Source organism: Planomonospora sp. ID67723 (genome assembly GCF_015711605.1).
Taxonomy (GTDB): Bacteria; Actinomycetota; Actinomycetes; order Streptosporangiales; family Streptosporangiaceae; genus Planomonospora_A.
Genome location: NZ_JABTEZ010000006.1, coordinates 399,335 through 413,313, shown reverse-complemented (window position 1 = coordinate 413,313; position 13,979 = coordinate 399,335). Strand labels below are relative to the sequence as shown.

16 protein-coding genes are annotated in these 13,979 nt (G+C 72.2%); 12 read left to right on the top strand and 4 right to left on the bottom strand.

The annotated features are described in order from the left end of the window. Positions 1-19: 19 nt before the first annotated feature. A complete protein-coding gene (locus tag HS041_RS36515) occupies positions 20-781 on the top strand; it encodes a glutamate racemase (protein ID WP_196445440.1) in 762 nt (253 codons plus the stop codon). Positions 782-932: 151 nt separating this feature from the next. Here HS041_RS36515 and HS041_RS36510 read toward each other — a convergent pair whose 3' ends face one another. Both HS041_RS36510 and HS041_RS36505 read right to left on the bottom strand, forming a co-directional pair. Beyond that, entirely contained in the window at positions 933-2,126 is a 1,194-nt protein-coding gene (locus HS041_RS36510) for a saccharopine dehydrogenase family protein (protein ID WP_196445439.1), read from the bottom strand. A gap of 140 nt (positions 2,127-2,266) precedes the next feature. Further along, positions 2,267-3,193 (bottom strand): hypothetical protein, encoded by a 927-nt coding sequence (locus tag HS041_RS36505; RefSeq protein ID WP_196445438.1) that lies wholly within the window; start codon positions 3,191-3,193, stop codon positions 2,267-2,269. 221 nt (positions 3,194-3,414) lie between these two features. On the opposite strand from HS041_RS36505, the gene HS041_RS36500 reads away from it, so the two are divergent. The 8 genes from HS041_RS36500 (at position 3,415) to HS041_RS36465 (ending at position 9,960) form a co-directional block, all read left to right on the top strand. Then, on the top strand, positions 3,415-4,023 hold the full coding sequence (locus HS041_RS36500; protein WP_196445437.1) for a hypothetical protein: 609 nt from the start codon (positions 3,415-3,417) through the stop codon (positions 4,021-4,023). 174 nt (positions 4,024-4,197) lie between these two features. Then, positions 4,198-4,680, top strand: a complete 483-nt coding sequence (locus HS041_RS36495; RefSeq protein WP_196445436.1) for a cation:proton antiporter regulatory subunit — start codon at positions 4,198-4,200, stop codon at positions 4,678-4,680. A 9-nt stretch (positions 4,681-4,689) separates the two neighbouring features. Continuing rightward, positions 4,690-5,850: a cation:proton antiporter gene (locus tag HS041_RS36490; RefSeq protein ID WP_196445435.1), complete on the top strand. Its 1,161-nt coding sequence runs from the start codon at positions 4,690-4,692 to the stop codon at positions 5,848-5,850. A gap of 180 nt (positions 5,851-6,030) precedes the next feature. Continuing rightward, a complete protein-coding gene (locus tag HS041_RS36485) occupies positions 6,031-7,644 on the top strand; it encodes a histidine kinase N-terminal 7TM domain-containing diguanylate cyclase (protein WP_196445434.1) in 1,614 nt (537 codons plus the stop codon). 39 nt (positions 7,645-7,683) lie between these two features. After that, complete coding sequence (locus tag HS041_RS36480) at positions 7,684-8,610, top strand: serine hydrolase (protein ID WP_230880359.1); 927 nt, start codon at positions 7,684-7,686, stop codon at positions 8,608-8,610. A gap of 78 nt (positions 8,611-8,688) precedes the next feature. Continuing rightward, the gene (locus HS041_RS36475) at positions 8,689-8,916 is read left to right on the top strand and encodes a helix-turn-helix domain-containing protein (protein ID WP_196445432.1); all 228 of its coding nucleotides are present in this window, start codon (positions 8,689-8,691) and stop codon (positions 8,914-8,916) included. A gap of 2 nt (positions 8,917-8,918) precedes the next feature. Beyond that, the gene (locus HS041_RS36470) at positions 8,919-9,452 is read left to right on the top strand and encodes a Clp protease N-terminal domain-containing protein (RefSeq protein WP_196445431.1); all 534 of its coding nucleotides are present in this window, start codon (positions 8,919-8,921) and stop codon (positions 9,450-9,452) included. Between the two features lie 163 nt (positions 9,453-9,615). Continuing rightward, positions 9,616-9,960, top strand: a complete 345-nt coding sequence (locus tag HS041_RS36465) for an anti-sigma factor antagonist (RefSeq protein ID WP_196445430.1) — start codon at positions 9,616-9,618, stop codon at positions 9,958-9,960. A gap of 30 nt (positions 9,961-9,990) precedes the next feature. On the opposite strand, the gene HS041_RS36460 is transcribed toward HS041_RS36465, so the two are convergent. After that, positions 9,991-10,227: an HGxxPAAW family protein gene (locus HS041_RS36460; RefSeq protein WP_196445429.1), complete on the bottom strand. Its 237-nt coding sequence runs from the start codon at positions 10,225-10,227 to the stop codon at positions 9,991-9,993. 430 nt (positions 10,228-10,657) lie between these two features. On the opposite strand from HS041_RS36460, the gene HS041_RS36455 reads away from it, so the two are divergent. Next, the gene (locus tag HS041_RS36455; protein ID WP_196445428.1) at positions 10,658-10,840 is read left to right on the top strand and encodes a hypothetical protein; all 183 of its coding nucleotides are present in this window, start codon (positions 10,658-10,660) and stop codon (positions 10,838-10,840) included. Between the two features lie 116 nt (positions 10,841-10,956). Further along, entirely contained in the window at positions 10,957-11,148 is a 192-nt protein-coding gene (locus HS041_RS36450) for a DUF5302 domain-containing protein (RefSeq protein WP_196445427.1), read from the top strand. Between the two features lie 123 nt (positions 11,149-11,271). On the opposite strand, the gene HS041_RS36445 is transcribed toward HS041_RS36450, so the two are convergent. Beyond that, positions 11,272-12,153, bottom strand: coding sequence for an NAD(P)/FAD-dependent oxidoreductase (locus tag HS041_RS36445; RefSeq protein WP_196445426.1), 882 nt, complete (start codon positions 12,151-12,153; stop codon positions 11,272-11,274). Between the two features lie 127 nt (positions 12,154-12,280). Between HS041_RS36445 and HS041_RS36440 the strand changes: the two genes are divergently transcribed. Beyond that, a complete protein-coding gene (locus HS041_RS36440; protein WP_230880265.1) occupies positions 12,281-13,912 on the top strand; it encodes an amidohydrolase family protein in 1,632 nt (543 codons plus the stop codon). Positions 13,913-13,979: the final 67 nt, after the last annotated feature.

Below are 13,979 nucleotides of genomic sequence, written 5' to 3'. Positions count from 1 at the left end.
ATGGCTACGCTGACCTGCCATGCGCATCGCATTGATCGATTCAGGGCTGGGACTGCTGGCGACCGCGGCCGCGTTGCGCACCGCACGCCCCGATGCCGATCTGGTGCTGTCGATGGATCCCGATGGCATGCCCTGGGGCCCTCGCACGCCCGGCGAGGTGATCGACCGGGTCCTGGCCGGAGTCGAAGCGGTCGCCGGCCATCACCCGGACGCCATCGTGCTGGCCTGCAACACCGCTTCGGTGACGGCGCTGGACCGGGTCCGGGAGGAATGCGAGCCGGACGTGGCCGTTGTCGGCACGGTGCCCTCGATCAAAACCGCCGCCGGCGGCCGGCCGGTCGCGGTCTGGGCGACCCCCGCCACCACGGTCAGCGCCTACCAACGCGACCTTGTCGACCGCTTCGCCGCCGGCGTCGACGTCACCCCGGTCTCCTGCCCGGGGCTCGCCGACGCCGTTGAGACCGCCTCCGCCGAGGCGATCACCCTGGCGGTCGCGGCCGCGACCGCCGCCACTCCCTCCGACGTCACGGAGCTCGTGCTCGGTTGCACCCACTACGACCTGGTCACCGACCGGATTCGAGCCGCCTTCGGCCGCGAGATCCGCATCCACACCTCAGCGGCCGCGGTCGCGCGCCAGACGCTGATCCGCATCGGCGCGGAGCCCAAGCCGCAGGCCCCGCCCGTCGGCACGCTGACCGTGCTCCGCAGCGGCCGTCTCACCGCGCTGCCCCAGCACGCCCTGGCCTACCCCGAAGGGCGGCTGCTCTGCCCGCGGCACTGACCGACGCGGGGAACGGTCACCGCCACGCCTGCGGACGAGCCGGCGGGGTGAAACCCGCTGCCGCTCGGCGTGCGGATGACGCCGGCGTCGTCGACCGGTACCGTCGAGGCACCGGCGCCGCCGGTGCCTCGACGTCCTGCGGCATCCCCGCCTATGCCGCGTCCTTGCCCGGCCCCTCCCAGCCCCGACCGCACGAGTCGCTCAGCACCCGGAAGGTGATCCCGGCCCGCCGGAGGCGCTCGATCAGGGCCTCGCCCATCGCCACGGCGGTGGTCACCTGGCCCGAGACATCCGGAAGGTCGTCTTCGGCGAGGCAGAGCGCCGACTCGCCGAGCATCTTCGCGGTCTCGCCGTAGCCGGGGTCGCCGCCCGCGACCTCGGTGACGACCCGCTCGCCGCCGCCCCGCCCGTCGAAAGTGACCTTGAACCAGCTCGCGGCCCGCTGCTCGGGGGTGGGTCCCTCGCCGGGCCGGACACGATCCAGCAGCCACGACCTGGCCGGCGGCAGCTGGGCGAGGGCCGCCAGCGCCCCCGCTCCCGCGGCGAGGCCGAGGGCGGCGGGCAGACGCCTGACCGCCACGTGGTGCCGGTAGGCGAAGTCGGGACCGTAGCGTTCCAGGGCGCGGGCGGAGCGGCCCACGATCTGCGGGTCGATCGTGGGCAGCGGCAGCGCCCAGCCGCCCACGTAGCGGAACGTCCCGGGCATCCCCCGCGCCCTGCGCCCGGAGGGACGATCTTCCACCCTGCGCCGGCCGAGCGCGGCCCGCGCGGTCTGCCGGGCGCGGGAGAGCGCCGTGACGGCCGAGTGCACGGTCCCGCCCGACGGCCTGCCACCGGCCCGCAGGTAGCCGTCGACCCGGATCGCCGCGTCCTCCGGGAGCCGGCCGACGGTGAAGTAGACCCCCAGATCGTGCGGGATCGAGTCGAACCCGCAGGCGTGCACGAGCTTGGCGCCGGTCTCTCTCGCCTGCTCGTGGTATCGGGTGAACATGAGGTCGACGAACTCCGGCTCGCCGGTGATGTCTGCGTAGTGGGTGCCCGCCCGGGCGCAGGCGGCGACCAGCGGCTCGCCGTACGAGATGTAGGGGCCCACGGTGGTGGCGACCACGCGGGTCTGCCGCGCGAGTGCGGCCAGGGAGGCCGGATCGGTCGCGTCGGCGTGCAGCAGGGGGAGGTCGGGCAGGCCGATCCGCTCCCTGACGGCCTCGAGCCCGGCCCGGTTGCGGCCGGCCAGCGCCCAGCGGCGGCCGGGACCGGCACTTCGGGCGAGGTACTCGGCGGTGAGGCCGCCGGTGAACCCGGTGGCGCCGAACAGGACGATGTCGTACGGACGGTCGTCGGTCATGGATGAGAGTCTCCCTCCTCGATGACCACCTTGGTACACGGTCGCCCGAACTCGTCCCAGGAGATCACCGCTTCCCGGCGGGCTCCGGCCGCCGGACGAGTCCACCCCGGCAGCCGGAATCCGCCGGGGTGGCGGAGGGTTCAGCGTTCACGGCCGGGGACCGGGACGGGCAGCCGGGGCAACGCCGCCATCGCGTCACCGCCCGACTCAGGGTCATCGAAGTTGATGACGGAGCGGGCGGGCGGGGCCTTGACCCTGACCTCGGCCCCCCAGCCGCGGAACGTGGCGGTGCTGGTGAAGACCGTGCGCCACCGGTCCCCGCCGGGAGTGCCCGCCGACGCCTCGGTGTAGGAGCCGGTCAGCTTGCGCGTGTTCTGCTGGGCGTCCTGCCACAGCCTCCACCGGATGGCCAGACTGCCCGCCAAGCCGCGCGGCCTGGCTCCCCTCATCGCGCGGTAGGTCGGCGAGACGGCGTACAGCCGCCGGGCCGTGATGGTGCCCTGGTATCGGGTGGTGGACACACCGCCCACCTGCCCGCCCGGGCGCACACGCCGTGTGGTGGCCAGCAGTCCCCTGAGCGTGGCGGGCTCCAGAACGTTGATCATCTGGATGGAGAGCAGACCGGGGTTCTCGAGACGCAGCCAGCTCGTACGGCGGGGACGGTTCGGCAGCAGGCCTTCCATACCGAGGTAGATCCCCTTGCGCAGCAGGATGATCCGCACCGGTTCGTTCAGGTCCCTGACCTCCGGGGGAAGGGTGCGGGGATCGGTCCTGTGCGTCAGGCGGGAGGCGACCACGCCGGAGCGGCCGAACCGGTAGACGCCCTTCACCCGATATCGGTCCACGCCGACTCGCCGGCCGCCGATGAAGTGCCGGGTGGTGACCTTCTCCCGGAACCTGACGCCATGGCCGGCGACGAACTGACTTTTGAGCGCGGCGACCGGTCCCGGCTCGTCGGGACGCGCATGCGCGGACACCGCCGATGCAGACGCGGGCGCGATCACCCCCGCGGCGGTCACGGTGGCGGCGACGGCGACGGCGACGGCGACGGCGATCCACCGCCTCATGAATGTGCTCCCATGGGGCTCCATCCTCCCCGCAGCGATCGCTCCGGCCGGGTGCACCGGTCCCAAGGCCCGCAGACATGTGCTCAAAGAGTTGACCACGACGGCTCCTGGAGGCTCTCCGTCCTCTCCCTCCGACGGGAGGAAGGCCGCCGTCGGCGTGAACCGCCCCGGTCTCCGGTACGTCATGGTCATTGGCGGTCCCGGCAATTCCAGGAGGTCTCATGCGCCGCGTTCTCGGTCTCGCCGCAGGTCTGCTCCTCACCTCCACCGCGCTGGCTCCGGTCGCCCCGGCCGCGGCGGCTCCGGCCGGAACCGCTCGCGACGCGGCCGCCTGCCGTACCGCCGCCGGGAAGTGCGAGCGCGACCCGTTCATCGGCATCACCGTGAAGGTGCGGGCCACGCCCGTGGCCCGGGCCGGAGGCAAGGTCACCTACGTCGTCGACTACTCCCAGGTCTGGACGCCGTCCTTCGCCCCCTACTGGGGGGCGTTCTGGGTCGGGGGCAGGTTCCCCGCGGGAGCGCGCGGCCCGGCCAGGGCCGTCCTCTACGACACGGCGGGCAAGCGCCTGGCCGTCCTGCCGTGCCGGCGCCACGCCGACGGCACCTGGTGCGACGCCCACGTCCAGATGCCGCACCAGGGACGGGTCGTCATGACCGTCCGCCTGCCCGCCGCGGCGAGGGGGAAGGCCGCGGCAAGACTGGGCTTCGACAGCTTCGAGACGCTGAACGAGGCGGAGTACGCCCGGCACTACGGCAGGAAGAGACTGCGGGAGAAGTTCTGCGAGTTCCGCTTCACCAAGACCGCCACCACGAGGGTGGTCGCCGGCTGACCCGTCCCGTGCACCGCCGGGCCGCGGCGCCCGCACCTCGCGATGCCTCCTTGCGGGTGCCGCACCGGCCCCGCCGCAGGCCGGGCCGGTGCGGCACGGGAGCGAACGCGCGCACACCGGTTGGTAGTTTCTTGGTGAGACGACCGGCACAGGGACGAGCGGAGGATCGGCGCGGTGGAAGTCGAGCAGACGGTGCTGCCCGGGATAGGACTGCGGCACGAGTTCACCACGCGCGCCGGACGGCGGATCGGGATCGTGTCCCACCGCACCGGCCGCCGCGATCTGGTGATCTACGATCTCCATGATCCGGACCAGGCCTGTGAGACGGTGAAGCTGAACGACGAGGAGGCCGACGCGCTGGTCGAGCTGCTGGGCGCCCCGCGCATCGTGCAGCGCCTCAACGCCCTGCACCGCGACGTGGAGGGGCTGGTCAGCCTGCAGCTGCCGATCCCGTCCGGCTCGCGTTACGCCGGGCGCCCGATGGGCGAGGCGCGGGTGCGCACCCGCACCGGCGCCTCCATCGTGGCCGTGGTCCGCGCCGGCCAGGTCGTCGCCAGCCCGGGGCCGGAGTTCACCCTCGCCGGGGACGACGTCGTGGTCGTGGTGGGCAGCCCGGAGAGCACCGCCGCCGTCGCCGACATCTTCTCCCACGGATAAGGGCCGCGGGTGCACCACACGGCAATTCTGTTCCTGGAGTTCGGCGCGGTCCTGCTGGGCCTGGGCATTCTCGGGGCGCTGGCCCTGCGCGCCGGCATCTCGCCCATCCCCCTCTACCTGATCGCCGGGCTGGCCTTCGGCACCGGCGGCATCGTGCCCCTGGCCACCAGCGAGGAGTTCATCGCCACCGGCGCCGAGTTCGGCGTCATCCTGCTGCTGCTCACCCTCGGTCTGGAGTACAACGCCGACGAGCTGGTGACCAGCCTGAAGAGCAACGCCGCGGCCGGTCTTGTGGACCTGGTGCTCAACGCCGCGCCCGGCGCGATAGCCGCGCTGCTGCTGGGCTGGGGGCCGGTCGCCGCCGTGGCCATGGCCGGCGTCACCTACGCCACCTCCTCGGGCATCACCGCCAAGGTCCTGTCCGATCTGGGCTGGATCGGCAACCGCGAGACCCCGGTGGTTCTCTCGCTGCTGGTCTTCGAGGATCTGACCATGGCGGTCTACCTGCCGGTGCTGACCGCGATGCTGGCGGGGCTGAGCTTCGCCGGCGGGGCTGCCACCGTGGGCATCGCGCTGGCCACCGTCAGCGTGGTGCTGCTGGTCGCGCTGCGCTTCGGACGCTTCATCGAGGCGTTCGTCTCCAGCCCCAATTCCGAGGTGCTGCTGTTGAAGGTGGTCGGGCTGGCGCTGCTGGTCGCCGGGATCGCCCAGCACCTGCAGGTCTCGGCCGCGGTGGGGGCGTTCCTGGTCGGCATCGCCCTGTCGGGGGAGCTGGCCCACGAGGCGCAGGCGCTGCTGGCCCCGCTGCGCGACCTGTTCGCCGCGGTCTTCTTCGTCTTCTTCGGCCTGCAGACCGACCCGGCGAAGATCTTGCCCATGGCGGGGCTGGCCGCGGCGCTGGCGCTGGTCAGCATGGTCACCAAGCTGCTCACCGGCGTGTACGCGGCCCGGCGGGCGGGCATCGGCCGGGCGGGCCGGGTGCGTGCGGGCATCGCGCTCATCCCGCGCGGCGAGTTCAACATCGTCATCGCCGGGCTGGCGGTGGCCGCCGGAGCCCACCCCGACCTGGGCCCGCTGGCCGCCGCCTATGTCCTGATCCTGGCGGCGTTCGGCCCGCTTGCCGCCCGCCTGGTCCAGCCGTTCCTCACCGCCATCGCCAAACGCGCCTGAGTCCCTTCCGCCCACCACGGGCCGCGGGCGGAAGGGACTCCACGGAGCCGGATCTCACGGTGGGTCGTCCTCCGCCCACGTTCCGTCCGTATCCCGGCCCGGGATTCCTCAGGGGGGCCGCGATCGTGCCGATGGTGACTTCACGACAACGGTCCGCACGACGACGCAGGAGGGAAGGCGATGGAGAGCACGCTCTTGACCCTGCTCTTCCTGCTGTCCACGATCACGGCCTCCGCCGTGGCGGTGGTCGGGTGGCGTCGGCGGCGGGTGACCCACGCGGTCGGCACGCTGGCGGTCGTCGCGGCGGCCATCGCCGCATGGGCCGCCACCGACGCGTTCCTGATCGCGGCCGACGTCCTGGCGACATCCCATCTTGCGCTGACGGCCAAACTCCTCCCGGCGTGCGCCGTCACGGCGGGTTTCTTCTGCCTGTCGCAGGCCGTACTCGATCGCACCTGGCGGCTGTCACGCCGCACGGCCCTGTGGCTGGCGGTGGAGCCCGCGCTCATCGTGACCACTGTGGCGAGCGACCCCTGGCACCACCTGCTCTTCCCCCCGACCGGCCCCGGTCTGCAGGACGTCCGGCAGTCGGGGATCGCCCCGCTGTTCTGGGCGCACACCGCCTACAGCTACACGCTGCTCGCCATCGGCCTGGCGGCTTTGCTGCGGGCGTGGATGCGGGGTCCGCGCTCGCAGCGCGAGCTGTACGGCCTCGTCCTGCTCGGCACCGTCCCCCCGCTGCTGATCAACGTCCTGAGCACGGTGGGGTTCGTGCGGCCGCATCTGACCCCGCTCGGGTTCTGCGTCACCGTGGTCGTGGGTTACTGGGCCCTGGTGCGCCGCGCCCTGCCCGAGCTGGTCTCGGTGGAGCGCAGCCACCTCTTCGACATGATCAGTGACATGGTGATGGCGGTCGACTGCTCCGGCCGGCTCCTGGACCTCAACCCGTCGGCCGAGCGCATGCTCCGGGACCTGGTGCCGGACCTGCCCGAGCGGCTGGCCGGGCTGCCGGTCACGGGGATCCTGGGCGATCCGCCGCTCGGTGACGACATGGAGACCGACTCCACCGTGACCGACGTCAACGGGCGCCGCGTGGACCTGAACGTGCGGGTCAGCGCGCTGCGCAACGGCCAGGACGAGCATGTGGGCTGGGCTCTCGTGACCAGGGATGTGACCGCGCTCAACGCGCAGCGCCGGGAACTGCAGGAGACCAACGATCAGCTGCGCGAGCAGGTGCGCACCGTCGAGGCGCTCCGGGCCGACCTGGCCGAGCAGGCGGTGCGCGACACGCTGACCGGGCTGCACAACCGCCGCTTCCTGATGGAGTCGCTGGGACGCGAGATGAAGCTGGCGGCGGCCGAGGGGACGCCGCTGAGCGTCGCTCTGCTGGACATCGACCACTTCAAGCAGATCAACGACCGTTACGGGCACACCGCGGGCGACCAGGTTCTGATGCGCTTCGCCAAGCTGCTGGGCGGCCGGGTACGGCAGGGCGACGTCCTGGCGCGCTACGGCGGCGAGGAGTTCGTGGTCGTCCTTCCCGGGGCGACGGGAGAGCAGGCCCAGGCGCGGGTGGACGAGCTGCGGCAGTGGGTGACGGCCGGACGGATACCGGCGGGCGGCCACACGCTGTCGGTGACGTTCAGCGCGGGGGTGGCGGCCCTAGACGCGGGGCAGAACCCGGGCGAGTTGCTGCACGTGGCCGACGAGGCGCTGTACGAGGCCAAGCGAGCCGGACGCAACCGGGTGCAGCTGGCGGCTCCGGAACCGGATCCGTCCGCCGCGGCCGCCTGACGGCTCGCGCCGCCCGGATCTGGTAGGCATGGGCGGGTGATGCGCTTCCTGGCCGCCCCGGCGGCCGTCATCCTGGCCCTGACCGCCGCCCCGGTTCCCGCCGCCGGCTCCTCCCCCGGCAAGCCGAGGGTCCCGCCCGGGACGACCGCCGGATACGTGGTCTTCGACCGTCAGGCGGGCAGGATCGTCGCACACCGCTCCGCGCACCGGAAGTTCAGGTCCGCCTCGGTGGTGAAGATCCTGATCGCGATCGACTACCTGGAGTCGCACCCGGCCGTGCCCGAGCGCGACCGCACCCTGCTCAAGGTCATGCTGCGGGTCAGCGATGACGCCGCCGCGACCGTGTTCTGGAACCGCGGCGGCCAGGGCAGGATCATCACGCGGACGGCGCGCAGGCTGGGCCTGACCGACACCGCTCCCCCGCCGGCCGACAAGCCTGGATTCTGGGGTTACACCTCGCTCAGCGCGCTGGACGTCGCGCGTACCTACCGCTACCTGCTCGACCGGGCGGACCCGGAGGTGGGCGAGCTCATCTTCGGCCACCTGCGCCGGGCCGGGCGGTGCGGCTCCGACGGCTTCGACCAGTTCTTCGGGATCCCGCGCGCGGTTCCCGGCCCGTGGGCGGTCAAGCAGGGCTGGTCCGGGTACGGCTCCACGCCTCCGGTCCGCTGCGTCCGTGCGGCCTCGGCCCCTGCGGTCCCTCTCCCGGCACCCGGCCCCGGGACGCGACCTCCCGCCGCAGCCGGGTTCGCGCCGGTCTCCGCCGCGCACGCGCCGGTCGCCCCGGCGGGCGTGCCCGTCCCCGACCTGGGACGACCGGTGCTGCACACCACCGGCCTGGTCGGCCCGGGAGAACGGTGGATCATGGTGCTGCTCACGGCCCATCCCGCCGGGATCGGCTGGCAGCGCTCCACCGAGCGGACCACCAAGCTCGCCGGGGAGCTCTACCGCAGCACGACCGGCTGAGGCCCGTCAGCCTGCGCCGGCAGAACAGGATTGTCAGCACAGGCTGACACAATGGAATTGTCAGCGTAGACTGACATCATGGAAGCGGTTGACGAACTCGCCCGGGCCGCGGGCGGCGGGGACCCGGTCGCCGGCCTGGCGGCTGTGACCGCGCTGCGGCGGCTGCTGGAGGAGCTCGAGGCGGCGCATGTGGTCAACGCCCGCGCGCAGGGCGTGTCATGGGAGACCATCGCCGGCGCCCTCGGCGTGAAAAGACAGTCCGCGCACAGGAAGCACGCACATCGGATCTTCGACGGCGGGAGCTGAACATGTTCACGAGATTCACTCCGCAGGCACGCCGGACCGTGGTCAGGGCCGGTCTGCTCTCCCGAGACAGCGGCAGGGCCGCCCTCGACGAGGACATGATCCTGCTCGCCCTCTCCGAGGACTGGCCGGGGCGGAGCACGGGCGTCACCCCCGAGGCCGTCCGCGCGGAGCTCGCGGAGCCCGGTGCCGGACCGGGCGAGCGCGAGCTGCTCGCCACGCTGGGAATCGACCTGGACGAGATCCGCCGCCGCATCCCGGTCCGCCGCGACGATCCGGCGGTCTGGCGGCTGCGCCGCTCCCGGCTCCGCCCTCTGAACGTGACGCTCGTCGGCCCGGCCGGCGACATACCGCTCACTCCCCGGGCCCGGAAGGTGATCGAGGTGGCGATGTCCCTCGGCGCCCCGGCGACCCGTGAGGATCTGCTGAAGGGGATGCTCGCGGACGGCTCCAACCGCTCGGTCGCGATCCTGCACCGCCTCGGCGTCGATCTCCCCCGGCTCGCAGGGGAGCTGGGTTTCCTCCGCCGACCTGCCTGATCATCGCTGGCAGCCGCCCGCCGTACGGGCGGGAGACGCCGGCCGGCGGGCGGGACCGGGGCCCGGTGCGCCGAATCACTTGGGCCCCTGGACGTCAACCGCTGCGCAGACCTGGTAGGACAGAGGCAGCCCGCCCTGCCACCCGCGGGCGGAGGAGTATGGCATGCCCTTTTTCACTGTCTCATCGGATCTGTACGGCACAACACTCGTAGTCCACGCCAGCGGCGAGCTCGACTACGGTCATGCCCCCGTCTTCCGCAGCGAGATGACCAGGGTCTGGGAGACCGGGGCCCCGGCGACGGTCGTCATCGATCTCACCGCGCTCACCTTCTGCGACTCCGCCGGAGTCGCAGAACTGATCTGGAGCCTCCAGCGGAGCCGCGCCCTGGGCACCCGGCTGATCCTCGCCGGCGTGCACGGCACCCTGGAGCGGATCCTGGCCATCACCGGTCTCCGCCCCTCCTTCGAGGTCTCCCCCACCGTCGAGGAAGCCCTCCGGGAGAGCTGATCCGGCCCGGAGGGATGCCCGGAGAAGTACTCAGCCCTTGCGCTCGATCTTCTCGGCCCCCAGCACGCGCGGCGCGTCCACGATGACGTCGGAGAAGATGTCGACCAGCAGGGCGATCACACCTCCGACCGCGACGATGCCCGCGCCCGCCCAGACCAGCGGCCAGTTGGGGCCGAGGCACAGCGCCACGCCGCCCACCGTGAATCCCGCCAGGATGACGATCACCGCGAGCCAGGACTTGGGGCTTCCTGCGTGACTTCCAGCCATGACGTCTCCCTGTTCCTCTCAATATGAGTCAGATGTCCGCGCCGTTCGCGGCGGCGCCCACCCGGGTCGGCACCCGGCGAGGCTCCTGCGGCTCACAGGCTCCACACGCGGACGCACCACGATCGTAGGCGGTGGGTGCCCCGCCTCGCTCCGCAGGTCCCTTCACCGCGAGCGCCGGTCGCGCGGAGGGCCGTCCGCGACCCGTCCGCGGTCCGTCCGCCGCGGCACCGCGGTGTCCTCGCCCCGGCCGTGACGGTGCCACCGGATGCGGGGGGCCGCCTCCGGGAACGCGGGGAGAGCCTACCCGGATCGGGCGCGGGCAACCCGCCGGGCCCCTCGCGGATGCCGTAAGTTCCCCAAGTATGCAGGACATATGATATTAGGGGGCAAACCACCCGTATCCCCATACCTGGCCGGCTCGAGGAGCTCCATGTTTCACAGCAAGTCCATCGAGGAGCGGATCGCCGAGCGGCAGGCACAGCGTTCCCCTCTGAAAGAGGGCAAGCACTTCGAGCATGGGCCCGCGAAGTTCCTCTTCGTTTTCATCATCGTGTTCGTCGTCGTCGGCCACCTCGCAGGGCTGCTCTTCCTTATGGCCATAGGCGTTCACTGATGGCCGCAGGCGTTCACCGACTCGCCGTCCTGCCGTCCGGAATGTGATTTCGGACATGAGAGGATGATGATCCGGTTGGCCGGAGTCGCACCACCCGTCCAGATCAGGAGGTCCGCATGTCTGACGTCACACCGGAGCCCGAGGGCTCCGAAGACGAACTGAAGCGCAAGTTCCGCGAGGCCCTGGAGCGTAAGAAGATCGCCCAGACGGAGGCGAACGCCGGCAACCGGGGGAAGGGCTCCTCGAAGATCCACGGCGCCCACGGCCCCGTCGGGGGCAAGCGCTCCTTCCGTCGCAAGAGCGGCTGAGCCGGCCCCGCCGCCCGCCCGGGCGCCGCTGCGGCGGGCGGCGGGCGGCGGGCGCCCCCGCCCGCGGCGACCGGGCCGATCGTCGGCCGCGGCGCCCCCCGGGTCGGTGAGTCCTGCCCGCTCTCAGGTCGTGTCCTCGATGATCTGGAACGCCGCGGTGGAACCGGAGGCGGCCGCCTCGATCGCGCTCTGCTCCTCGGTGGTGAGATCACCCGCGGCGTAGAGGCCGGGCACGTTGGTACGGCAGGCCGCGTCGATCTTGACGTAGCAGTCCTCTCGCACGGCCAGGCCGAGGTTCTCCATGAGCCGGGCCACCAGGGGGACCGGCCGCTGGCCGGGCTGCCAGAGCAGGGTCTGCCGGACGACGACCCTGCCGTCGTCCAGTTCGACCGCGTGCAGGTCCCCTTCGGTGTGGTGCAACGTGCGGATCTTGCCCTCCACCACCTCCACGCCGTGCTCCCCCTCCGGCATGGCGCCGTCGGAGAAGACCACCACGTTGTCGCTCCAGGCGGCGAACCCGGCGGCGGCGGTCCGCGCGAACTCCGGGTCGGAGGTGACAACCCCCCAGGCGCGGTCGCGGTTCTCCCAGCCCATGCAGAGCGGGCAGTGGATGACCGTCCTGCCCCAGCACTCGGCGAACCCCTCCACATCGGGGTGAATGTCGGCCACACCGGTGGCGAGCAGCACCCGCCGGGCCCACACCGCAGGGCCGTCCTCGACGGCCACGTCGAATCCGCCCGCCGCGGCGGGCGTCACGTCGGTGGCCACCGCCTCGCGCAGCTCGGCCATGCCGTACTTCTCCAGGTCCTCCCAGGCCCGGCGGCGGTACTCCTCGTGGCTCACCCCGTCCAGCCCGACGATGCCGTGCACCCCGTGGGAGGCGGCGTTGCGCGGCGGCGTCGGCGTCTCCAAGACCACCACGCGGCGCAGGGACCGGCTGAGCGTCATCGCCGCCGTCAGCCCGGCCGGGCCGCCGCCGATGATCGCGACGTCATAGTGCTGCATGCCGGTCTCCCTGCCCGCCCCCGGGCGACCGTCACCTTTTTGAGCCAAGCTCATATTTCTATTGACTCGTTCCTTGACAGGGCAGATCATGAAGCACCCCAGCCCATCCGTGCGCCCAGAGGTGCCCATGGCCATCATCACCAGGCTCACCAGGTCTCTTGCCGTCGCATTCGTCCTCGTCGGGGCTCTGACCATGGCGGGAACCGCCGCCACGGCCACCCCCGCCCCTCCCGAGTCGGAGGTCGGCACCATCGGCGAGCCGCCGGGAAGCGCCGACCCGGTCCGCGGGTTCGTCGACGGACACACCCACCTCATGTCGTATGAGGCGTTCGGCGGCATGCTGCTGTGCGGCAAGCCGTTCGACCCCGACGGCATCGACCACGCCCTGACCGACTGTCCCGACCACTTCCCCAACGGGGAGGCCGCCTGGTTCGAGAACTTCACCCGGACCGGCTCCCCCACCGGCACCCACGACCCGGTCGGCTGGCCGACCTTCCGCAGCTGGCCGGCGAACGACTCGCTCACCCACCAGCAGACCTACCACCGCTGGGTCGAGCGGGCCTGGCGCGGCGGCCTCCGCGTCCTGGTCAACCACCTGGTCGCCAACCGTCAACTGTGCGCGATCTACCCGCTCAAGCGGAACGCCTGCGACGAGATGGACTCACTCCGCCTCCAGGCCCAGCGCACCTTCGAGATGCAGGACTTCATCGACGCCCGCGCCGGCGGCCCCGGCCGGGGCTGGTTCCGGGTCGTACGGTCCCCCGCCGAGGCCCGGCAGGTGATCGCGGCGGGCAAGCTCGCGGTGGTCCTCGGCGTGGAGACCTCCGAACCCTTCGGCTGCCGCCAGACCCTGGGCATCCCGCACTGCACGAAGGCGCAGATCGACCGGGGCCTGGACGAGATGCAGTCGCTCGGTGTGCGCAGCATGTTCGTCTGCCACAAGTACGACAACGCGCTGTGCGGCGTGCGCTTCGACTCCGGCACCCAGGGCGTCATCGTCAACCTGGGCAACCTCCTGTCCACCGGCAGGTTCTGGAGCGCCCGGACGTGCACCGGGCCGGAGCACGACAACACCATCGAGAAGGCCGGGGTGCTCCCGCCCGAGCTGGCCCGGCTGCTGCCCCGGGGCGTCGGGCTGCCGCTGTATCCCCCGGCCCCGCACTGCAACACCAGGGGTCTGACGAGCCTGGGCGAGTACATGGTCAAGGGCATGATGCGGCGCGGGATGATCATCGAGATCGACCACATGAGCGTCAAGGCCGCGGGCCGGACCCTGGACCTGCTGGAGGCCGAGGGATACGCGGGGGTGGTCTCCTCGCACAGCTGGACCGACCCGGGCTACCTCCGCCGGATCTACCGGCTCGGCGGGATGGTCACGGCCTACGGCCACCAGGCCGAGGAGTTCGCCGCGACCTGGCGGGCGAGCCTGCCGCTGCGCCAGGAGTTCGGGCGCCCCGGATACGGCTACGGCCTGGACGCCAACGGCCTGGGCTCGCTGCCCTCGGTCCGCCCCGGCGGCACGGCCGGCCCGGTGACCTATCCGTTCACCTCCTTCGACGGCGCGGTCACGCTGGAACGGCAGCGCACCGGCGAGCGGGTCTGGGACGTCAACGTCGACGGGGTCGCCCACTACGGCCTGGTCCCCGACTGGATCGAGGACATGCGGCTGGTCGCGGGCGACGAGCTCGTCCAGGACATGGCAGCCGGAGCCGAGGCCTACCTGCGCACCTGGGAGGCCGCGGCGTCGCGGGCCCCGTGAGGTGACACGGCCGACCGGCCGGGAAAGCGCTGGCGCCGCCCCGGCCGGTCGGCTACCGTGGCGGGCA